General features: G+C 60.5%; 20 protein-coding genes. 7 read left to right on the plus strand and 13 right to left on the minus strand.

Translation table 11 applies throughout. The features are described 5' to 3' along the window. Positions 1 to 38: 38 nt before the first annotated feature. The gene (gene ilvA, locus ACA041_RS30435) at positions 39 to 1,553 is read right to left on the minus strand and encodes a threonine ammonia-lyase, biosynthetic (protein ID WP_497439125.1); all 1,515 of its coding nucleotides are present in this window, start codon (positions 1,551 to 1,553) and stop codon (positions 39 to 41) included. 280 nt (positions 1,554 to 1,833) lie between these two features. On the opposite strand from ilvA, the gene rpiA reads away from it, so the two are divergent. Continuing rightward, positions 1,834 to 2,508, plus strand: coding sequence for a ribose-5-phosphate isomerase RpiA (rpiA, locus tag ACA041_RS30440; protein WP_497439126.1), 675 nt, complete (start codon positions 1,834 to 1,836; stop codon positions 2,506 to 2,508). Positions 2,509 to 2,636: 128 nt separating this feature from the next. On the opposite strand, the gene ACA041_RS30445 is transcribed toward rpiA, so the two are convergent. The 4 genes from ACA041_RS30445 to ACA041_RS30460 all read right to left on the minus strand — a co-directional run bounded on the left by ACA041_RS30445 (position 2,637) and on the right by ACA041_RS30460 (position 6,876). Then, entirely contained in the window at positions 2,637 to 3,554 is a 918-nt protein-coding gene (locus ACA041_RS30445; protein WP_497439127.1) for an SdiA-regulated domain-containing protein, read from the minus strand. 116 nt (positions 3,555 to 3,670) lie between these two features. After that, entirely contained in the window at positions 3,671 to 4,594 is a 924-nt protein-coding gene (locus tag ACA041_RS30450; protein WP_497439128.1) for an SdiA-regulated domain-containing protein, read from the minus strand. Between the two features lie 184 nt (positions 4,595 to 4,778). Continuing rightward, the gene (locus tag ACA041_RS30455) at positions 4,779 to 5,444 is read right to left on the minus strand and encodes a fumarylacetoacetate hydrolase family protein (protein ID WP_497439129.1); all 666 of its coding nucleotides are present in this window, start codon (positions 5,442 to 5,444) and stop codon (positions 4,779 to 4,781) included. A 37-nt stretch (positions 5,445 to 5,481) separates the two neighbouring features. After that, positions 5,482 to 6,876, minus strand: a complete 1,395-nt coding sequence (locus ACA041_RS30460; RefSeq protein WP_497439130.1) for a D-2-hydroxyglutarate dehydrogenase — start codon at positions 6,874 to 6,876, stop codon at positions 5,482 to 5,484. A 205-nt stretch (positions 6,877 to 7,081) separates the two neighbouring features. Between ACA041_RS30460 and serA the strand changes: the two genes are divergently transcribed. Then, positions 7,082 to 8,311 carry a phosphoglycerate dehydrogenase gene (gene serA, locus ACA041_RS30465; RefSeq protein ID WP_154855958.1) on the plus strand — a complete coding sequence of 410 codons (1,230 nt, stop codon included), beginning with the start codon at positions 7,082 to 7,084 and terminating at the stop codon, positions 8,309 to 8,311. Positions 8,312 to 8,373: 62 nt separating this feature from the next. On the opposite strand, the gene ACA041_RS30470 is transcribed toward serA, so the two are convergent. Then, positions 8,374 to 8,799 carry a DUF4399 domain-containing protein gene (locus ACA041_RS30470; RefSeq protein ID WP_497439131.1) on the minus strand — a complete coding sequence of 142 codons (426 nt, stop codon included), beginning with the start codon at positions 8,797 to 8,799 and terminating at the stop codon, positions 8,374 to 8,376. 135 nt (positions 8,800 to 8,934) lie between these two features. On the opposite strand from ACA041_RS30470, the gene ACA041_RS30475 reads away from it, so the two are divergent. Continuing rightward, positions 8,935 to 9,522: a transporter substrate-binding domain-containing protein gene (locus ACA041_RS30475; protein WP_497439132.1), complete on the plus strand. Its 588-nt coding sequence runs from the start codon at positions 8,935 to 8,937 to the stop codon at positions 9,520 to 9,522. A 135-nt stretch (positions 9,523 to 9,657) separates the two neighbouring features. Here ACA041_RS30475 and ACA041_RS30480 read toward each other — a convergent pair whose 3' ends face one another. Beyond that, complete coding sequence (locus tag ACA041_RS30480; RefSeq protein ID WP_497439133.1) at positions 9,658 to 10,143, minus strand: 2-thiouracil desulfurase family protein; 486 nt, start codon at positions 10,141 to 10,143, stop codon at positions 9,658 to 9,660. Between the two features lie 2 nt (positions 10,144 to 10,145). Beyond that, on the minus strand, positions 10,146 to 10,778 hold the full coding sequence (locus tag ACA041_RS30485; RefSeq protein WP_497439134.1) for a 2OG-Fe(II) oxygenase: 633 nt from the start codon (positions 10,776 to 10,778) through the stop codon (positions 10,146 to 10,148). 108 nt (positions 10,779 to 10,886) lie between these two features. Here ACA041_RS30485 and ACA041_RS30490 point away from each other — a divergent pair, with 108 nt between their 5' ends. After that, positions 10,887 to 11,639 carry a DUF2059 domain-containing protein gene (locus ACA041_RS30490; RefSeq protein ID WP_497439135.1) on the plus strand — a complete coding sequence of 251 codons (753 nt, stop codon included), beginning with the start codon at positions 10,887 to 10,889 and terminating at the stop codon, positions 11,637 to 11,639. 120 nt (positions 11,640 to 11,759) lie between these two features. Here the strand turns inward: ACA041_RS30490 and bipL are convergent, their stop codons facing one another. Further along, entirely contained in the window at positions 11,760 to 12,707 is a 948-nt protein-coding gene (gene bipL / locus ACA041_RS30495) for a phospholipase BipL (RefSeq protein WP_497439136.1), read from the minus strand. Positions 12,708 to 12,804: 97 nt separating this feature from the next. On the opposite strand from bipL, the gene ACA041_RS30500 reads away from it, so the two are divergent. Then, entirely contained in the window at positions 12,805 to 13,386 is a 582-nt protein-coding gene (locus ACA041_RS30500; protein WP_497439137.1) for a DUF6436 domain-containing protein, read from the plus strand. Positions 13,387 to 13,497: 111 nt separating this feature from the next. Next, complete coding sequence (locus ACA041_RS30505; RefSeq protein ID WP_497439138.1) at positions 13,498 to 15,909, plus strand: penicillin acylase family protein; 2,412 nt, start codon at positions 13,498 to 13,500, stop codon at positions 15,907 to 15,909. 135 nt (positions 15,910 to 16,044) lie between these two features. On the opposite strand, the gene ACA041_RS30510 is transcribed toward ACA041_RS30505, so the two are convergent. Further along, positions 16,045 to 17,010, minus strand: a complete 966-nt coding sequence (locus ACA041_RS30510) for a GlxA family transcriptional regulator (protein ID WP_497439139.1) — start codon at positions 17,008 to 17,010, stop codon at positions 16,045 to 16,047. Positions 17,011 to 17,316: 306 nt separating this feature from the next. On the opposite strand from ACA041_RS30510, the gene ACA041_RS30515 reads away from it, so the two are divergent. Then, positions 17,317 to 17,958 carry an HD domain-containing protein gene (locus ACA041_RS30515; RefSeq protein WP_497439140.1) on the plus strand — a complete coding sequence of 214 codons (642 nt, stop codon included), beginning with the start codon at positions 17,317 to 17,319 and terminating at the stop codon, positions 17,956 to 17,958. Between the two features lie 141 nt (positions 17,959 to 18,099). On the opposite strand, the gene ACA041_RS30520 is transcribed toward ACA041_RS30515, so the two are convergent. The 3 genes from ACA041_RS30520 to ACA041_RS30530 are packed head-to-tail and all read right to left on the minus strand — an operon-like array spanning position 18,100 to position 21,049. After that, positions 18,100 to 18,993 carry an ABC transporter permease subunit gene (locus ACA041_RS30520; RefSeq protein WP_128870578.1) on the minus strand — a complete coding sequence of 298 codons (894 nt, stop codon included), beginning with the start codon at positions 18,991 to 18,993 and terminating at the stop codon, positions 18,100 to 18,102. Next, positions 18,990 to 19,910 carry an ABC transporter permease subunit gene (locus tag ACA041_RS30525; protein ID WP_497439141.1) on the minus strand — a complete coding sequence of 307 codons (921 nt, stop codon included), beginning with the start codon at positions 19,908 to 19,910 and terminating at the stop codon, positions 18,990 to 18,992. Before ACA041_RS30525 ends, ACA041_RS30520 begins: the two co-directional genes overlap by 4 nt. After that, a complete protein-coding gene (locus ACA041_RS30530; RefSeq protein ID WP_497439142.1) occupies positions 19,907 to 21,049 on the minus strand; it encodes an ABC transporter ATP-binding protein in 1,143 nt (380 codons plus the stop codon). Before ACA041_RS30530 ends, ACA041_RS30525 begins: the two co-directional genes overlap by 4 nt. Between the last annotated feature and the right edge of the window lie 6 nt (positions 21,050 to 21,055).

Below are 21,055 nucleotides of genomic sequence, written 5' to 3' on the forward strand. Positions count from 1 at the left end.
CGTTCGATTTCCTTATAGCCTGCTCATCAGCGTAGCCCTCAGCCGAGAAACAGCAGATAGGCCGGATTGTCGCTTTCATCCCAGTACGGATAGCCGATTTCTTCCAGTGCCGCCGGCACCAGATGGCGTTCGTCATGGGGTACTTGCAGGCCGGCGACCACCCGGCCATCCGCTGCGCCGTGGTTGCGGTAGTGGAACATCGAAATATTCCAGCGCCCGCCAAGCTTATTGAGGAAGTTAAACAGCGCACCAGGCCGTTCCGGAAACTCAAAGCGCAATATCACTTCATCGACGACATGGGCCGCACGCCCGCCCACCATGTGGCGGATATGCAGCTTGGCCAGCTCGTTGTCGGTCAGGTCGAGTACCGGGAAACCCTGCTCGGTCAGACTGGCAAGCAGCGCACTGCGCGGATCGCTTTCCGGATGCGTTTGCACGCCAACGAAGATATGCGCTTCGCTGCCGGTGTTGTAGCGGTAGTTGAATTCGGTGATCTGGCGTTTGCCGATGGCTTCGCAGAACGCCTTGAAGCTTCCCGGCTTCTCGGGAATGGTCACGGCGATGATGGCCTCACGGCCCTCGCCCAGCTCGGCGCGTTCGGCGACGTGGCGCAGGCGGTCGAAGTTGACGTTGGCCCCGGAGTCGATAGCGACGAAGGTATGTCCGGTGATGCCATGTTGCTCGACGTACTTCTTGATCCCGGCGACGCCCAAGGCGCCGGCAGGTTCGGTGATCGAGCGGGTATCGTCGTAGATATCCTTGATCGCCGCACAGATCTCGTCGGTGCTGACGGTAATCACTCCATCGACATGGTCCTTGCAGATATCGAAGGTGTGCTGGCCGATCTGGGCCACCGCAACACCGTCGGCAAACAGGCCCACGGTCGGCAGCACCACGCGCTCACCGGCCGCCATGGCGGCTTGCAGGCAGTTGGAATCGTCCGGCTCGACGCCGATGATCTTGATTTCCGGACGCAGGTATTTCACGTACGCCGCAATGCCGGCGATCAGCCCGCCACCACCCACCGGGACGAAAATCGCATCCAGACGCCCCGGGTGCTGACGCAGAATCTCCATGGCCACCGTGCCCTGCCCGGCAATGGTATGCGGATCGTCGTAAGGGTGGATGTAGACGTAACCTTTTTCCTCGACCAGTTTCAGCGAGTAGGCCAGGGCTTCCGGGAACGAATCGCCGTGCAGCACTACTTTGCCACCACGGGAGCGCACGCCTTCGACTTTGATCTCTGGAGTGGTCTTGGGCATCACGATGGTCGCTTTCACGCCCAACACCTTGGCCGCCAGGGCCAGGCCTTGCGCGTGGTTGCCCGCCGAAGCGGTCACGACACCGCGAGCGCGCTCCTCATCGGAAAGCTGGGTGAGCTTGTTGTAGGCGCCGCGAATCTTGAACGAGAACACCGGCTGCAAGTCTTCGCGCTTGAGCCAGATGTCATTGCCCAGCCGCTCGGAGAGCTGGCGGGCAGTCTGCAGAGGGGTTTCTACGGCAACGTCATAAACGCGCGAGGTGAGGATCTTTTTGACGTACTGTTCGAGCATCGGAAAGCATCACTGAGCGGGTTGGGCAGGGCCAAGGAGTCTAACCCGGCTTTCGGGCGCACGACCACACTTGTAGGAGCGAGCTCGCTCGCGAAAAACCCAAAGACGCCGCGGGGTATCTGAATTTACGCGTCATCGTTCACGACCTTCGTCGGAACGCCGCCCGGAGCAAGCTCGCTCCTACAGTCATCGGGGGGAGACGCCAATCGGGCGATGACCTTCCCCAGCCCGAGGCCTATAATGCCGGCCTTTCGTCCCCCTTCGGCACCTCGGAGCCCGCATGACCCAGGATCAACTCAAACAGGCAGTGGCTCAGGCCGCCGTCGACTTCATCCTCCCGAAACTCGATGACAAGAGCATCGTCGGGGTCGGCACCGGCTCCACCGCCAACTGCTTTATCGACGCCCTGGCCCGACACAAGGGCGCGTTCGACGGTGCGGTCGCCAGCTCCGAAGCCACCGCCGCGCGCCTCAAGGGCCACGGCATTCCGGTGTATGAGCTCAATACCGTCAGCGACCTGGAGTTCTACGTCGACGGTGCCGACGAAAGCGATGAGCACCTGAACCTGATCAAGGGCGGCGGCGCAGCCCTGACCCGCGAGAAGATCGTTGCGGCAGTGGCCAAGACCTTCATCTGCATCGCCGATGCGAGCAAGCTGGTGCCGGTCCTGGGCGCGTTCCCGCTGCCGGTGGAAGTGATTCCGATGGCCCGCAGCCACGTGGCCCGCGAGTTGGTGAAGCTCGGCGGCGACCCGGTCTACCGTGAAGGCGTGCTGACCGACAACGGCAACATCATCCTCGACGTATTCAACATGCAGATCACCAACCCGGTGGAGTTGGAGACGCAGATCAACGCGATTGTTGGCGTGGTCACCAACGGCTTGTTCGCGGCGCGTCCGGCGGATCTGTTGCTGCTGGGTACCAGCGAAGGTGTAAAAACCCTGCGGGCCGAATAACTCGAACTCAATGCAAAACCTGTGGGAGCGAGCTTGCTCGCGATAGCGGTCTTTCAGTCAACATCTCCATCGACTGATACGGCCTCATCGCGAGCAGGCTCGCTCCCACAGTTGGTTTGGGGTGTTGGTTAGGGTTGTGCAGGTTTCTTGAAGACGTAGAACAGGTTCGGTTCGCTCACCAGGTACATCGTGCCGTCGTCATCCATCGCGATCCCTTCCGCTTGCGGCACGGTTTTCTGCAGACCCTGGCGCCCCTTGCTCAGTGACATGGTGCTCAGTGGTCGCCCGTCCACGTCCAGCTCCAGAATCAGTCGCGACTCGTCGGACAATGCCAGCAAGTGTCCGCTGCGCTCGTCGTATTGCAGGCTCGACAGATCCCGAACGAACATCCCGGCATCGCGCCTGGGGTTGTTGACCACGTGTACCGCGTAGGACTTTTCCGGGTCGTAATGCGGGAAGCCCTGTACTTCGTAGATCAGCATCGGGTCGCGTTCCTTGGCCACGAACAGCCGCTTGCCCACCGAGTCATAAGCCAGCCCCTCAAAGCCCTTGTTACTGCTCATGTGCACACCGAGGGTGATCTGTTCGGCATCCTGCGCGTCGAGGAAGGTGGTGTCCTTCTCCAAGTGAATCTTGATCAGTCGCTGCTGATATTCATCGGTGATCACATAAGTGTCGGCGCTGATGAACTCCACCGCCTCCGGATCGCCGAAGCCGACCAGCGCTACGCGTCGGATAATTCGGCCGTCCAGAGACAACTCGATCAGTTCGGAGTTTTTGTTGGTGACCGTGAACAGGCTTTTGCGCACCGGATCGAAGGTCAGCGCAGACACGTCGTCGTCCAGACCTTCGATGACCCGGGCTTCGAGCGTGACCTGATAGCGATCCAGCCCGATGGATTGAGCGCTCTCTGGTTGCCACAGCGTGTTCACATTGAACCAGGCACGCTCGAACAGGCGCAGGTACTGGCCGAACGCAACCAGTACGATCAGCGCAATCACCGAAAGAATGAAAATCAGGGGTTTGGGACGGGCAAGTCGGCGCATTCAGGCGGGCTCGGATTCAAGACAGGCGGATGAAATACCACGGTAGTCTGAATTGAAGCTTAATGGCCAGTGGCCTTGTACCACAACCTATGCATTCAATCGGCGCAGGATGATCGTTATTTTTGCTTTTCGAAGCGGTAGAACAGGTTGGGTTCGCTCACCATGTACAGCGTGCCAGCCTCATCCATGGTCACGCCTTCGGCGCGCGGAATGGTCTTCTTCAAACCATTGAAACCGCCCAGCAAGGTCATGAAACTGACCTGTTCACCCTGCTCGTCCAGCTCCAGCAACAGGTGCGAATCGGCGGACAACACCAGGGTGTGGCCGGTGCGCGGGTCGATGGCCAGGGCCGACAGGTTGCGGATGTCCAGTTCATCACTGACGATTTTCTGCTTGTCGCCCTTGAGGGTCTGGCTGGCGTCGCTTTTCCAGCTGTACAGCGCCGGTGGACGTTCTTCACCCAGCAGGAGCTGCTGAGTGCGCGAGTCCCAGGCAATGGCTTCGAAGGCCTTGTTCTGGTTCTTCGAAGAACCGAGATCGTATTTTGCAAAGTTGGCGATGTTCAGCTCACGGGTGTCGGCATCGACCTTGACGATGGACAGCAGGTGATCGCGCTCATCCACGATGGCCAACCGACCATTGCCCATCACGGTCACGCCTTCCGGGTTGCTCCAGCCTGTCAGCGGTATCTTGCGCAGTACGTCACCCTGCAACGTCAGCTCGACCAGGAATGGGTTCTTGCCCATGACCGAAAACAGGGTTTTGCTCTGCGGGTCGTAGGCCAGGTCCGAAGCCTCGTCCTTTTCCATGCCCGGCAGCACCTTGGCGTCGATCACTGCGCGGTAATCCGGCAACCAGATGCTCTCCTGGCGTTCGGCCGGGCTTTCGAAACGTTCCAGCAACCAGAGCACGCCGCGGTCATCCCAGTGCATCGCAAACGCGAGACCATACGCGGCAGCCGCCGCGAGCAATAGCCAGGAATACCAACGCATGAAAAAGCGCGGACGGCGGGCAGGTTTGAGCAACGATTGGGTCGGCATCAAGGCAGCGTTCCAGAATTCAGGCCAAGGGTAATAGCACAATTGGGCTCGGCTCAGACGCCGTAAGCCCCGGGCCCCTGTAGGAGCTGGCTTGCCAGCGAAGAGGCCATCACATTCAACGATGATGTTGGCAGACAGGCCGCCTTCGCTGGCAAGCCAGCTCCTACAAGGGGTTTGCGTTGATTTAGCGCACGCTGCTGTTAAAGCTGCTGACGCCCGGCAATTCCAGCACCAGTTCGTCACCGACATTCAGCGGACCAACGCCAACGGGTGTGCCCGTGAGGATCACATCACCAGCCTGCAGCGAGAAACAGCCGGCCATGTACTGGATCATCGGCACGATCGGATTGAGCATGTCCTTGCTGTTGCCATCCTGGCGCACTTCGCCATTGATGGTCAGGCGGATGCCGATGTCGGCCAGGTCTTCGAAGGTGCCCACGGACACGAACGGTGCAATCACCGCCGCCCCGTCGAAGGACTTGGCGATTTCCCATGGCAGGCCCTTGGCTTTCAGCTCGGCCTGCTTGTCGCGCAGGGTCAGGTCCAGGGCCGGAGCGAAACCGGAGATGGCGTCGAGCACTTCTTCCCGGCTCGGTTTGGTCGACAAAGGCTTGCCGATCAATACGGCAATTTCCGCTTCGTAATGCACCGAGCCGCGCTCGGCCGGAATGCTGAAACCGCCTTCCAGCGACACCACGCAACTGCCCGGCTTGATGAACAGCAGGGGTTCCGTAGGCACCGGGTTATCAAGTTCCTTGGCGTGTTCGGCGTAGTTGCGGCCGATGCACACTACTTTCCCCAGCGGGAAATGAATACGCGTACCGTCGACATACTGGTGCTGATAGCTCATTTACCGACTCCTGGTTCGTAGCTCTTAAGTTCGAAAGTCAAACAGCGAAAATCTTGCCCGGGTTCATGATCCCGTTCGGGTCGAACACCGCCTTGACGGCTTTCATGTACTCGATCTCAACCGGCGAGCGACTGTAGGTCAAGTAATCACGCTTGGTCATGCCCACGCCGTGTTCTGCGGAAATCGAGCCGTTGTACTTCTCGACGGTTTCAAACACCCACTTGTTGACGGTCGCGCATTTGGCAAAGAATTCATCCTTGCTCAGGTTTTCCGGCTTGAGGATGTTCAAGTGCAGGTTGCCGTCGCCAATGTGGCCGAACCAGACAATTTCGAAGTCCGGGTAGTGTTCGCCGACGATCGCGTCAATTTCCTTCAGGAATGCCGGTACTTTCGACACGGTGACCGAAATGTCGTTTTTGTACGGCGTCCAGTGCGAGATCGTTTCGGAAATGTATTCGCGCAGCTTCCAGAGGTTCTGCAGCTGGGTCTCGCTCTGGCTCATCACCCCGTCCAGCACCCAGCCTTGCTCGACGCAGTGCTCGAAGGTTTCCAGGGCCAGGTTGGCCACCTCTTCGGTGGTCGCTTCGAATTCCAGCAGCGCGTAGAACGGGCAATCTGATTCGAACGGCGCCGGCACATCACCGCGGCTCATGACTTTTGCCAGGGCTTTGTCGGAGAAGAATTCGAACGCGGTCAAGTCGAGCTTGCTCTGGAAGGCATGCAGCACCGGCATGATCGAGTCGAAATCGGCGGTGCCCAAGACCATGGCGGTGAGGTTTTTCGGCGCGCGGTCCAGGCGCATGGTCGCTTCGACCACAAAACCCAGGGTGCCTTCAGCACCGATGAACAGCTGACGCAGGTCGTAACCGGTGGCGTTCTTGATCAGGTCCTTGTTCAGCTCCAGCAGATCGCCCTTGCCGGTCACGACTTTCATGCCGGCGACCCAGTTACGGGTCATGCCGTAGCGAATGACCTTGATCCCGCCGGCATTGGTGCCGATATTGCCGCCAATCTGGCTGGAACCTGCAGAGGCGAAGTCCACTGGATAGTACAGGCCTTTTTCTTCGGCCACGTTCTGCAAATGCTCGGTGACCACGCCTGGCTGGCAGACCGCGGTGCGGTCGGTCAGGTTCACGTCAAGAATCTGGTTCATATAGTCGAAGGACACCACCACTTCGCCATTGGCTGCCACGGCAGCGGCGGAAAGCCCGGTGCGCCCGCCGGACGGCACCAGTGCCACCTTGTGCTTGTTGGCCCAGCGCACTACGGCTTGAACCTGCTCGGTGGTCTTGGGAAACACGATGGCAGACGGCGCCGGGGCGAAATGCTTGGTCCAATCCTTGCCGTAAGCATTCAGGGAGTCGACATCGGTCAGCACCTTGCCAGGCTCAACCAGGGTCTTCAGCTCATCAATCAGGGCAGGATTGGTCATCGACAGAACTCTCGAACAATTCATGGTCATCCTGAGAACGCTTCACGTCGCAGGAATGGGTGTTTAGCGGGGCGCTTATGCTAGCATACCGACCCCGCGCAATAGTGCCCAACGGCTGTCGCGCGGCGACGGCTGTCATGCCGCTCGGGTCAGCGTCTGCTGGCTACTTCCCTGCCAATTTTCTCCGGGATACAGGTTTACGCAGATGAGCAAGACTTCTCTCGATAAGAGCAAGATCAAGTTCCTTCTTCTCGAAGGCGTCCACCAATCGGCTGTCGACGTCCTCAAGGCGGCGGGCTACACCAGCATCGAGTACCTCACAGGTTCTCTGCCGGAAGCCCAGCTCAAGGAAAAGATCGCTGATGCTCACTTCATCGGCATTCGTTCTCGCACTCAACTGACCGAAGAGATTTTCGATCAGGCGAAGAAGCTCGTCGCTGTAGGTTGTTTCTGCATCGGCACCAACCAGGTTGACCTGAACGCGGCTCGCGAACGCGGCATCGCAGTGTTCAACGCTCCGTACTCCAACACTCGCTCCGTTGCCGAGCTGGTGCTGGCCGAAGCGATCCTGTTGCTGCGCGGCATCCCTGAGAAGAACGCTTCCTGCCACCGTGGCGGCTGGATCAAGAGCGCAGCCAACTCCTTCGAAATCCGTGGCAAGAAGCTGGGCATCGTCGGTTACGGCTCGATCGGTACCCAACTGTCGGTCCTGGCCGAAGGCCTGGGCATGCAGGTGTACTTCTACGACACCGTGACCAAGCTGCCACTGGGCAATGCGACCCAGGTCGCCAGCCTGACCGAGCTGCTGGGCATGTCTGACATCGTCACCCTGCACGTTCCGGAAACCGCTGCGACCCAGTGGATGATCGGCGAGAAGGAAATCCGCGCCATCAAGAAAGGCGGGATCCTGATCAACGCCGCTCGCGGTACCGTGGTCGAACTGCAAGCCCTGGCAGACGCGATCAAGGACAAGCACCTGATCGGCGCGGCCATCGACGTATTCCCGGTGGAGCCACGCTCCAACGAAGAAGAGTTCGAAAGCCCGCTGCGTGGCCTGGACAACGTGATCCTGACCCCGCACATCGGTGGTTCCACCGCTGAAGCGCAAGCCAACATCGGTCTGGAAGTGGCAGAAAAACTGGTCAAGTACAGCGACAACGGTACCTCGGTATCGTCGGTGAACTTCCCGGAAGTGGCTTTGCCGGCTCACCCTGGCAAGCACCGTCTGCTGCACATCCACGAGAACATCCCGGGTGTGATGAGCGAGATCAACAAGGTCTTCGCCGAAAACGGCATCAACATTTCCGGTCAGTTCCTGCAGACCAACGAGAAAGTCGGCTACGTCGTGATCGACGTCGATGCCGACTACTCGGAAATGGCCCAGGAGAAGCTGCAGCACATCAACGGCACCATTCGTTGCCGCGTATTGTTCTGATAGCGACTCGAGTGACAAAAAGGGAGCCCCGAGGGGCTCCCTTTTTTATGGGTATGACAATGTCATTTGACGTTGACGGTAATCTTCTTCGAAACGATCGGCGGGTCGAACGGCATGTGTCCCGCATCCCCCAATTCAAGCTGCAAGGTATGCTTGCCCGGGGCCAGCTTGATTTCAGCCTGGGTCTGCGCCTTGCCGAAGTGCATGTGGTTGGCATCCGTCGGAATTGGCGCACCGGCAGCAGGCAATTTGTCGACATCGATCAGCAGGTGGTGGTGGCCGGTGTTCTTGGTGACATCACCCGCCGGTGCCAGCGAGATGTCCTTGACGGCGAACTTGACCGTGAAGGTCTGCCCAACCGTGGCACCGTCCTCGGGAGAAACGATGGACACCTCTGCCCCCTTGGGCGCCGGTGTGGCAGCTGTTGCCAGCATCGAAGCCCCCATCAGCAGGCTCGCCAATACTGCTCGTGACATAAAGGTTTTCATTCTCTTCTCCAGTTTTTCCGTAAAATCCACGCGACCATGACAACTTCACGGCCATTCGTTGTCGAAGGCTCTCGACAACCATAGCAAAGCGAGCCTGACCCAGAGCATCGCGATAATGAATTCAAAGGAGTGACCATGCGTTTTTTGCCTGGCCTGATCTGCCTGCTACCCCTTTTGAGCCCCTTGGCTCATGCCGAACTGATTGACGACGTGAACGACCGTGGCGAATTGCGCATTGCCCTTGAGGCTAATACACCGCCCTTCAATTTCAAGGACGACGGCAAACTGACGGGCTTCGAAGTCGAATTGGGTCAGTTGCTGGCCAATGAACTGGATGTGCGGTCCGACTTCGTCATCACCGATTCCGGCGACATGCTGGCCGGTGTCGAGAGCGGTAAGTACGACGTTGCCATCAACCACATAGCAATGACCCCTGATCTCAAGGATCGTTTCGACTTCAGCGCACCTTACATTCACGCGGATGCGCAATTGATCGCGCAGAAAGAAGAGCCACCGCGTTCAATTCTGTTGGTGCAGTCGCTGACGGAACAAAAACCCAAAGCCGCCCCGGCTGTGGGCCTGGTGATTCCTTTTCAGAAGGGAAACCCGGCGTTTCACGCCAGCCTGGAAAATGCACTGCAGCGGATCAAGGCCGATGGCCGGCTGGAGGCGCTGGAGCAGAAATGGTTCGGCGCGGATGCGGGTGTGGCGCCGAAACCCTGAAATCGCTGGAGATGTGAAGCGAAAGATAAACCTGTGGGAGCGAGCTTGCTCGCGATGGGGCCATACCAGCCAACATTGTTGTTGAATGTTAGGTCGCCATCGCGAGCAAGCTCGCTCCCACAGGTTTTTGTGTAGTTAGTTCTGGGTTGCCAGGACTGCCGCCGCTTGCGGCAACTCGAGTTCACTGAAGACTTGAACGCCATGGCGCCTGAGCAACGCCGCCGTCACCCCCTCACCACTGACCTTCACCCCGCTGAACGTCCCGTCATAGGTCAGCAGATTCCCGCAGGACGGGCTGTTGGCCTTGAGCACGGCGATGCGGATGTTGTGCTTCTGAACCAGTTCCAGCGCCTGCCAGGCACCGCTCAGAAACTGCGCACTGACATCCTCGCCCTCGGTGGTGATCACCGCCGCATGACCATCCAGCACCTCGCCGCCCTGCCCGCCCGGAATCTCCGCGGCGGCCCTTGGCGTCGGCAATCCGCCGGCGACTTCCGGACACAAGGGTACGACCCGACCTTCGTCGACCCATTGCTGGAGCTGATCGAACGGCCCGCTGGCTCCGCCGTCGTAACGTACGCGGTGGCCCAGCAGGCAGCGGCTTACCAGAATCTTCTGCATGATCAGAACGGCTCGTTGCCGCGCCGCCGGAACCAGCCGGTCAACGACAGGCGCTCTCGCGTCGCGGGCAGGACTTCGTGGGGTACCTCACCCGACAGGAACACCACCAGGCATCCGCCGACAGGCACCACATCGTATTCGACAGCCTCATCCAGGTACATGCGCAACTGACCGCCGTGCTCCGGCTGCCAGGCGTCATTGAGGTAGACCACCGCCGAGACCATGCGCCGGTCATCGTCGCGGAAGCGGTCGAGGTGCTTGAGGTAGAAAGCACCGGGCGGGTACAGGGCGAAATGGCTTTCGAAATCTTCCAGGCCCAGGTACAAGCCGCGATTCATCGCCTCGCGCAAGCTGTCCATCAGCCCCAGATAACTGTCGCAAGCCACTGCCTGCCCTGGCTCGATCCACTGGATATGGTCACCGCGAATGCCCTCGCGCACCTCCGATGTCGGCCCGCGGCCCACGGCGGCCGGGGCCAGTTCACCCTCGGCGGAACGTTTACGGCACTCCGCCGCCAGTTCCTGGGTCAGACCCATTGGCAGGAAAATATTCTGCTGCGACCAGCCGTGCTCAGCCAGGTCGTCGACGATACGTATCAGCAGCGGGTGATCAGAGGGTATTTGCATGGCGCGCATAGTATGCCTGTGCCTGCAAATCCGACAGAGCCGCGCAGCGGGTTGATACGAATTCTCGACAAGTACGGATGCCCCACGGAGAATAGTCGCCTGCCGACAGGAGCCCCTATGCGTCGTTTGCTTTTTTCACTGCTTATGTTCTGCGTCACGCCCGCCTGGGCAGACGGCCACGACCAGTTGTACAAGGTCGCCGGCTGGCCAGAACAACGCGCGCATTTCAACGATGCACTCTCGGCCGCTCAAAAGCGCTACCAGAACAGCCTGCCACCGGCGGTATTCCAGGCACTGGTCAACAACAGCAATCAGCGCTTCGCCCCCCAGGCCGTCGACCAGCGCGCCGAAGCACAACTGCGCAAGGCCCTCGCCGACCCGAAACCGGCGCTGACCTTCTTCCAGTCGCCACTGGGCAAGAAAATAGTCGCCGCCGAGTTGCTCGCGACCCGTCGCGATCAACTGGCGAAAAACGCCAAGGGCCTGCCGAAGATCCAGGCCAGCGACAGCCGCATGCTGATCATCGGTCACCTGGCCCAGGCCCTGCCCGCTCGCGAGGCCGGTGCCGAAGTCAGCCTGGCGATTGCCGGTGTCGCGGCCGACAGCCTGAGTTCGATGATCCCCGGCCTGCTCGGTGGCGGTCAGGCCCAAGGCATGTTGAACGGTCAGCGCCAGCGCTTAATGGATCAGATCGGCAGCGATTTGAACAACACCCTGCTGTATGTCTATCGCGACCTGTCGGACAACGAACTGGAGGAGTTCGCCACCTTTGCCGAGTCGGCTGAAGGCCAGGCTTATTATCAGGCGGCGTTGGCGGCGATTCGGGCGGGGTTGGCGGTGGGGCAGGATACTTCCACGCTTCGCCAGTAATCTTGGGCGCCTGCAAGGGCCCCATCGCGAGCAGGCTCGCTCCCACATTAGACCGTGCTTGTCCGTACAACGCGTTCAACTGTGGGAGCGAGCCTGCTCGCGATGGGGCCCGAACTGACGCTAAAGATTCCTGCCCTTGACCCGCTTGGTCAAAAACCCGAAATACTCCCCCCGCAACGCCAGCGTCTCGTTCGCCAGATGATGCCGCGCCTCCGGCAGCATCAACACCTGCGGCCGGTCGAACTTGGCCTTCAACACGGCAAGGTTATGCTGCCAATCCACCGTCATGTCCGCCTGCCCCTGCACAATCAGCGGCCGTCGCGTGCTGCCCGGCGCGGCTTCGATGCGCTTGATCCATCGCGCCAGCGCACCGACCCAGGCGGTTGGCAAACGCAGTGGCTGCAACGGATCAGCCTGCAAAAACGGCAAGAAATCCGGATCGTTGGAGTTCTCGCTGAAACGTCGGGCGATGGCTTTGACAAAGGGTTTGAGCGCGTAATAGCTCAGTTGCGACCAGCCCCAGGCCCGCGGCCTTACCAACGGCGAAAGCAGGATCACCTGGCCCTGGGCCGGACTGCTGGCCCCCGCGTTGAGCACATGATCGATCACGATCGCGCCGCCCGTGCTTTGCCCGCACAGGTGCCACGGCTGCGGCAGATCGAGGGACTGCGCCTCGGCGAACAATCCTTGCAGCGTGTCCTGATACTCGGCGAAATCCTTGATGCTGGCGCGCTCACCGCTGGACAGACCATGCCCCGGCAAATCGCAGGCAATCACGGCAAACCCCTGGTCCAGCGCCCACTCGATCACATGCCGGTAGAGCCCGGTGTGATCATAAAAGCCGTGGAACAAAAACAGCGTCGCCTTGGCCTGCTGCGGCCACCAGAACTGGCTGACCACCTCATAACCATCCACTGGGAAACGACCCAGGCCGCTGCGCAGATGTCGCCCAGGAAAATCGAGCCCATAGAAACGCTGGTAGGCCAATGCCTCCACCGACAGCGGCCGCGCCTCAGCCAGTGGCTGCAGACTGGCACGCAGATGATCGGGGTCAAATGTTGCGGACATGGACGATTCCAGAGCATGAAACGGACTTTATAGGCCTGCGATATTCATCTGTCGCGGCAAGCATGGCAAGCTGGCCGACCTTCGAGGATTGAAACCCATGCGTTCACCCTACCGCACCACACTGCTTGCCAGCCTGCTCGCCCTCGTCTGCGCCGGTGTGCTTTGGGCTGCCTACGACTGGTTTCAGGGGCGCTACCTGCGCCCGTTCAGTTCGCACACTGCAGTGTTTTCCGGCGACCCGTTGCGCCTGCCGGACAATCTCGCCGGCCCCGGCGCCATCCGCCTGGTGCACTTCTGGGACCCGGCCTGCCCGTGCAACGTCGGCAATCAACAACATCTGAGCGAACTGGTTGAGCAGTACGGACCGAAGGGGGTGGAGTTTTATGCCGTCCAGAAACCCGCCAGCCACGGCCAGTTGCCGAGCACCTTGAGCAGCCTGAAAACCATCACCGTCCTGCCAGGCTCCGAACAGATCCCCGCCAGCCCGGCCGTGGCGATCTGGGATCGCAGCGGCAAGCTGGCGTATTTCGGGCCGTACAGCGAAGGCCTGACCTGCAACTCCAGTAACAGTTTTATCGAGCCGATCCTGCAAGCGTTAAACGAAGGCCGAACCGTGAATGCCACGCATACGTTGGCGGTGGGGTGTTACTGCCCGTGGCCTGTCGATCCAACGAAGTAGGGAAAAACCTCGCAATACGAATCCCTCCTTAGGGCGATGGGCCTATTCGCCGAGCCGTGTTAAACAGTGGCGCCAGGGAGCTGCTGCCACTAATAACAACAAGGATTCATCATGAAACGTAGCCTGACCATTCTCGCCCTGCTGATTGTCGCGCTCGCCGCGGGTGCCGGCTGGTACGTCTACAGCAAACAGCCGACACGCCAGGGCATGGTCGAGCTGCAACACCTGCAAGGTTCGGTCACCGTGCGCTACGACGAGCGCGGCATCCCGCACATCCGCGCGGAAAACGAACCCGACCTGTACCGCGCCCTCGGGTACGTGCACGCCCAGGATCGGCTGTTTCAGATGGAAGTCCTGCGCCGCCTCGCCCGCGGCGAACTGGCCGAAGTGTTGGGCCCGAAACTGCTCGATACCGACAAGCTGATGCGCAGCTTGCGCATACGCGAACGTGCCGAAACCTACCTGGCGGACATGGACAAACAATCGCCGGCCTTCATCGCCATGCAAGCCTACCTGGACGGCATCAACCAATATCAGGACAGCCATCCAAAGCCCGTGGAATTCGATGTACTGGGCATTGCCAAGCGCCCGTTCACCGCTCAGGACACCATCAGCATCGCCGGGTACATGGCCTACAGTTTCGCCGCGGCGTTTCGCACCGAGCCCTTGTTGACGTATGTGCGCGATCAGCTGGGTGCCAACTACCTCAACGTGTTCGATCTCGACTGGCAGCCCAAAGGCGTGCTGGCGAAGAATCCCAGCGCTGCCGTACCGTCCCTCGCCAGCACCGACTGGAAAGATCTCAATGCCCTCGCCCGCCTCAGCGAACAGGCACTGGCCGACAACGGCCTGCCGCAGTTCGAGGGCAGTAACGCCTGGGTCGTCTCGGGCAATCGCACCAAGAGCGGCAAACCACTGTTGGCCGGTGACCCGCATATCCGCTTTTCCGCGCCGTCGGTGTGGTACGAAGCGCAGCTATCGGCACCGGGCTTCGAGCTCTACGGTCACTATCAGGCGTTGATGCCGTTCGCCTCTCTCGGGATGAACCGCGACTTCGGCTGGAGCATCACCATGTTCCAGAACGATGACCTGGACTTGATCGCCGAAAAGGTCAATCCGCAGAATCCGAATCAGGTCTGGTATCGCGGCAAGTGGGTCGACATGGTGAGCAGCGAACAGCAGATCGCGGTCAAGGGCCAGGCACCGGTGACGCTGGTGCTGCGCCAATCGCCCCATGGCCCGATCGTCAACGATGCGCTGGGCAACAGCGTCGGCAAAACGCCGATCGCCATGTGGTGGGGCTTTCTCGAAAGCCAGAATCCGATCATCGAGGGCTTCTACCAGATGAACCGCGCCGACACCCTGGCCAAGGCACGCAGTGCCGCCGCCAAGGTCCAGGCACCGGGCCTGAACATCGTCTGGGCCAATGCCAAGGGCGACATCGGCTGGTGGGCGGCGGCACAATTGCCCAAACGCCCGGCGGGCGTGCGGCCGTGGTTCATTCTCGACGGCAGCACCGCCGAGGCGGACAAGGAAGGCTTCCACCCGTTCAGCGCCAACCCGCAGGAAGAGAACCCGGCGCGGGGGTATATCGTCTCGGCCAACTTCCAGCCGCCCTCACCAACCGGCATCGAGATTCCCGGTTACTACAACCTGGCCGATCGGGGTCAGCAGCTCAATCGCCAACTCAGCGACAAGACGATCAAGTGGGACCTGGACGCCAGCCAGAAACTGCAACTGGGCACCACCACCGCCTACGGCCCGCGCTTGCTCGCTCCGTTGTTGCCGGTACTGCGTGAAGTGGTGAGCGATCCGGCCGAACTCAAGCTGGTCGAGCAACTGGCGCAGTGGCAAGGCGATTACCCGCTGGATTCCACCAGCGCCACGCTGTTCAACCAGTTCCTGTTCAACCTGGCCGATGCTGCGATGCACGATGAGCTGGGCAATGAATTCTTCGAAACGCTGCTCTCGACCCGGGTGATCGATGCTGCACTGCCGCGCCTGGCGGCGACCGCCGACGCGCCGTGGTGGGACAACCGCAACACCCTCGGCAAGGAAACCCGCGCCGATACGGTCAAGGTTGCCTGGCAAGCGAGCCTCGCGCACCTCAAGACCACCTTGGGTGCGGATTTCGCGCAATGGCAGTGGGGCAAGGCACACACCCTGACCCATGGGCATCCATTGGGGCAGCAGAAGCCGCTGGACCGGATCTTCAACGTCGGCCCGTTCGCGGCGCCCGGCACCCATGAAGTGCCGAACAACCTCTCCTCCAAAATCGGCCCGGCACCCTGGCCAGTGACTTACGGCCCGTCGACCCGGCGCCTGATCGACTTCGCCGACCCGGCCCACAGCCTGACCGTCAACCCGGTCGGCCAGAGCGGTGTGCCGTTTGACAGGCACTTTGACGACCAGGCCGAGGCGTTTATCGAAGGGGTCTACTACCAGGCCTATATCAACGACGAAGAAGTCAGCGCCAATACGCGTAGCACATTGAAGCTGCTGCCGGCGCGGGCTGCGCAGTAGATTTGTGTTGGCCGGGCTGCCCTCTTCGCGAGCAGGCTCGCTCCCACATTAAACCGTGTCTGTCTGCACAACTCGGTCAACTGTGGGAGCGAGCCTGCTCGCGAAGAGGCCCTGACAGCCCACAACGATGCCGGCTCACACCACCGCCGCAAAGTTCAACCTGAACTGCTGCGGCGTCACCCCGAGCCTGCGATTGAACACACTGCGCATATGCTGGGCATCGCGAAACCCGCACTGATAGGCCACGGTCTTGAGCGGCGAATGGGTGCTCTCAAGCAGCACCCTCGCCGCATCCACCCGCGCCCGCTCGACGAATTCCGCCGGGGTGATCTTCGCCTCCTTGGCAAACACCCGGGAAAAATTGCGCGCGCTCATGTTGGCAGCGTTGGCCAGGTCGGCAATCGTCAGGTCGCCGGTGAGGTTGGCCAGCACATAGTGCTGAACCATCGCCACTGCCGAAGTTGGCTCCGCGTGGGGCGTGAGGAACGGGCTGAACTGCGATTGCCCTCCCGAGCGCTGGGTGAATACCACCAGCCGCTTGGCCACGCTCAGGGCCACCTCCGGCCCATGGTCGCGCCCCAGCAGGTACAACGACAGATCGATCCCTGCCGTGACCCCGGCCGAGGTGTACAGCTCGCCATCCTGCACGTACAGGCGATCGGCTTCGACCTGAGTCGAGGGGCATAACGCAGCCAGTGCCGCCGCATCGCCCCAATGGGTGGTCACCGTTCTTCCATCAAGCAATCCGGCCCGGGCCAGCATGAAGGCGCCGTTGCAGATCGATCCAAACCGCTGCGCCCGCGCACAGGCATCGCGCAGCCAGGCATCGAATGCCACGCCGAACTGCATGAACGGCAACTGCGGCCCACCGGCCACCAGCAGCAAGTCATAGGCCTGCAGTGCCTCGCTGAAATGCAGATGGGCATTGAGCGACAAACCGTTGGAACACGCCATCACCCCACGCTCGACCCCGATCACTTCCAGGCGATAGTGATCGTCCGGCGCCAGAAAGCGATTGGCTTCGGAAAACACATCCATGGGGCCGGTGACGTCCAGGGACTGGACGCCTGCGAAGACCACGATGGCGATGGTTTTAGTCATTACGTGAATCGCCCTCAATAGCTCTGGATGCGCCGCCCCCCCTGTAGGAGCGAGCTTGCTCGCGAAAGACGTTAACGATAACGGGGGCTCCCTGAATGAACGCGGCGCCTTCACGTCCTTCGCGAGCAAGCTCGCTCCTACAGGATCTGGTGCAACCCTAGCCAATCCGCGTGCAACAAGCGAGGTTGGCGCGATATGCATGTTCATTGGCAAGGATCGCAGCCATGGATCGATTGTCTGGCCCGGGGTCCCGGAACAGACTGGATTCTTCAGCGCCGCCACGGCGTTCTCCACGAGGAAATCAGCATGAGCAGCACCATCGCCGGTATCAAGATCCCCGACAGCGCCCTGGCCAAGGCCACCACCGAATACATCCGCGACGTTGAATCCGACCTGCTTTACCACCACTCCCGCCGGGTGTTCCTGTTCGGTGCCTTGAGCGGTGAGCGCAGGCAACTGGCCTACAACCCCGAGCTGTTGTATGTCGGCGCCATGTTCCATGACCTGGGGCTGGTGGAAGGTCATCGCACGGATAACGAGCGCTTCGAAGTCGACAGCGCCAACGCCGCCAAGGCTTTTCTCAAGCCCTACGGTTTGTCGGACGACGATATCGAGCAGGTGTGGCTGTCGATCGCCCTGCACACCACTCCGGGCGTGCCGCAACACCTGCGCCCCAACGTGGCACTGGTGACTGCCGGTGTCGAAATGGATGTGTTGGGTATCGACTACGCCGCGTTCCCCACCGTGCAGCGTGAAGCAGTGGTGCATGCGCATCCACGGGGCGACGGGTTCAAGGAGTGCATCCTGTGTGCGTTCGCCAATGGCTTCAAACACAAGCCGGACACCACTTTCGGCACTGTGAACGCTGATGTTCTGGTCGACAGCGAGCCGGGTTTCAAGCCGATGAACTTTGTCGAGATCATCCGCAAGTCACCGTGGGTCGCCTAACCAAAATGTGGGAGCGAGCTTGCTCGCGATGAGGGCGTAACAGCCAAAATTGATGGTGACTGAAACTCCGCTATCGCGAGCAAGCTCGCTCCCACATTGGATCTGGGTTGGCCACACTGTTGTGATCAACCCGGCATTACTTCAAACCGCTTCCGGCGCCTGCTGCGCGCGACGTGCGTCCGGTTGTCTCCAGGAGTCGGCAGCGCCTTCTTCGATCGCTTGCTGGATCGCACGCTTGCGACTTTCTTCGGCACGGCGGCTGAAGAACCAGACCAGGAACGTCATCAGCGACACCGCCAGCAGAATCAGACTGGCCACGGCATTGATCTCGGGCTTGACCCCCAGGCGCACCGCCGAGAACACTTCCATCGGCAGGGTGGTCGAACCCGGGCCCGACACGAAACTCGCCAGCACCAGGTCATCCAGCGACAGGGCGAAGGACATCATGCCGCCCGCCCCCAACGAAGGCGCGATCATCGGGATGGTGATCAGGAAGAACACCTTCCACGGCCGTGCACCGAGGTCCATGGCCGCTTCTTCGATGGACAGGTCCAGCTCACGCAAGCGCGCCGACACCACCACTGCCACATACGCCGCACAGAACGTGGTGTGGGCGATCCAGATGGTGACGATGCCGCGCTCCTGCGGCCAACCGATCATCTGCGCCATGGCCACGAACAGCAGCAACAGCGACAGACCGGTGATCACTTCGGGCATCACCAGCGGCGCGGTGACCAGGCCACCGAACAGCGTGCGCCCCTTGAAGTGAGTGATACGCGTCAGCACGAATGCTGCCAACGTCCCCAGCGCCACCGCCGCCACCGCCGTGTAGCAGGCGATTTCCAGCGAGCGCACCACCGAGCCCATCAGTTGGGTGTTGTCCATCAAGCCGACGTACCACTTGATCGACCAGCCGCCCCACACCGTCACCAGCTTGGAGGCGTTGAACGAGTAGATCACCAGGATCAGCATCGGCGCGTAGATGAACAGCAAACCCGCTATCAACATGAAACTCGAGAAACGGAAGCGCTTCATTCCTTGCCCTCCATTTCTTTGGCCTGGCTACGGTTGAACAGGATGATCGGCACAATCAGGATCGCCAGCATGACCACCGCCAGGGCAGATGCCACCGGCCAGTCACGGTTGTTGAAGAACTCTTGCCACAGCACTTTACCGATCATCAGGGTTTCCGGACCACCGAGCAGTTCCGGGATCACGAACTCGCCCACGACCGGGATGAACACCAGCATGCAGCCGGCGACAATACCGTTTTTCGACAACGGCACGGTGATTTTCCAGAAGCTGTTGAACGTGCTCGAACCCAGGTCGGATGCAGCTTCCAGCAGGCTGTTGTCGTGCTTCACCAGGTTGGCGTAGAGCGGCAGGATCATGAAGGGCAGGTACGAATACACCACACCGATATACACGGCGAGGTTGGTATTGAGGATTTGCAGCGGCTCATCAATCCAGCCCATGGTCATCAGGAAACCGTTGAGCAGACCGTTGTTGCTGAGGATGCCCATCCACGCATAAACGCGGATCAGGATCGCGGTCCAGGTCGGCATCATGATCAGCAGCACCAGTACCGTTTGCATCTCTTTGCGGGCACTGGCAATGGCGTAGGCCATGGGGTAGCCGATCAGCAAACAGAGGACGGTGCTGATCAGCGCCATCTTCAACGAACCGAGGTAAGCGGCGATGTACAGCTCGTCGCCGGCCAGCATCGCGTAGTTGCTCAGGTTAAGCAGCAACTGCACCTTCTGGTCGAGGTAGCTGTAGATCTGGGTGTACGGCGGAATGGCCACGTCGGCTTCGGCGAAGCTGATCTTCAACACGATGAAGAACGGCAACATGAAGAACAGGAACAGCCAGATGAACGGAACCCCGATGACCAGTTGGCGGCCACCGGGAATTATTCGGTTGAGACGGCGTTTGAATTTGCGCATGTTCATGAGCGAAGTACCACGCCGCTGTCGTCTTCCCACCACACGTAAACCTGATCACCCCAGGTTGGGCGCTGACCGCGGCGCTCGGCGTTGGCGACGAAAGACTGGACGATCTTGCCGCTCGGCAGCTCGACGTGGAACACCGAGTGACCGCCCAGGTAGGCGATATCGTGCACCTTGCCGCTGGACCAGTTGTACTCGCAGGTCGGCATGTCCGGGGTCACCAGCAGTTTTTCCGGACGGATCGCGTAGGTCACCGACTTGTCCTGCACCGAGGTGCTGATGCCGTGACCGACGTAGATGTTGCGGTCCAGATCCTTGCAGGTGATCAGCGCATGGCCCTCGGCGTCGTCCACCACTTCACCGTCGAAGATGTTGACGTTGCCGATGAATTCGCAGACCAGGCGGCTGGTCGGGGTTTCGTAGATGTCGATCGGGCTGCCGATCTGGGCGATCCAGCCCAGGTGCATGATCGCGATGCGCTCGGCCATGGTCATGGCCTCTTCCTGGTCGTGGGTCACCATGACGCAGGTTACGCCGACCCGCTCGATGATCTCGACCAGCTCCAGCTGCATTTGCGAACGCAGCTTCTTGTCCAGCGCTCCCATCGGTTCGTCGAGCAGCAACAGCTTCGGCCGCTTGGCCAGGGAGCGGGCCAAAGCCACACGCTGACGCTGGCCACCGGACAACTGATGCGGCTTGCGCTTGGCGTACTGGGTCATCTGCACCAGCTTGAGCATGTCGGCCACGCGGGCATCGACTTCAGCCGCGGGAAGCTTGTCCTGCTTGAGGCCGAACGCGATGTTCTGCGCCACGGTCATGTGCGGGAACAAGGCGTAGGACTGGAACATCATGTTGATCGGCCGCTCGTACGGCGGCATGTCGGTGATGTCTACGCCATCGAGGAAAATGCGCCCCTCCGTGGGCCGTTCGAAGCCTGCGAGCATGCGCAGCAACGTGGATTTGCCCGATCCCGAACCGCCGAGCAGCGCGAAAATCTCGCCTTTCCTGATTTCCAAGGACACATCGTCCACGGCAATCGTCTCGTCGAACTTCTTCGTGACCCGGTCGATTTTGACCAACACCTGTTTAGGTGACTGGTCGCCCTCGAGGGCTTTCTTATAGGCGCCGGAGGCAACTGCCATTTACGA

It is taken from the genome of Pseudomonas sp. LBUM1676 (genome assembly GCF_059695605.1).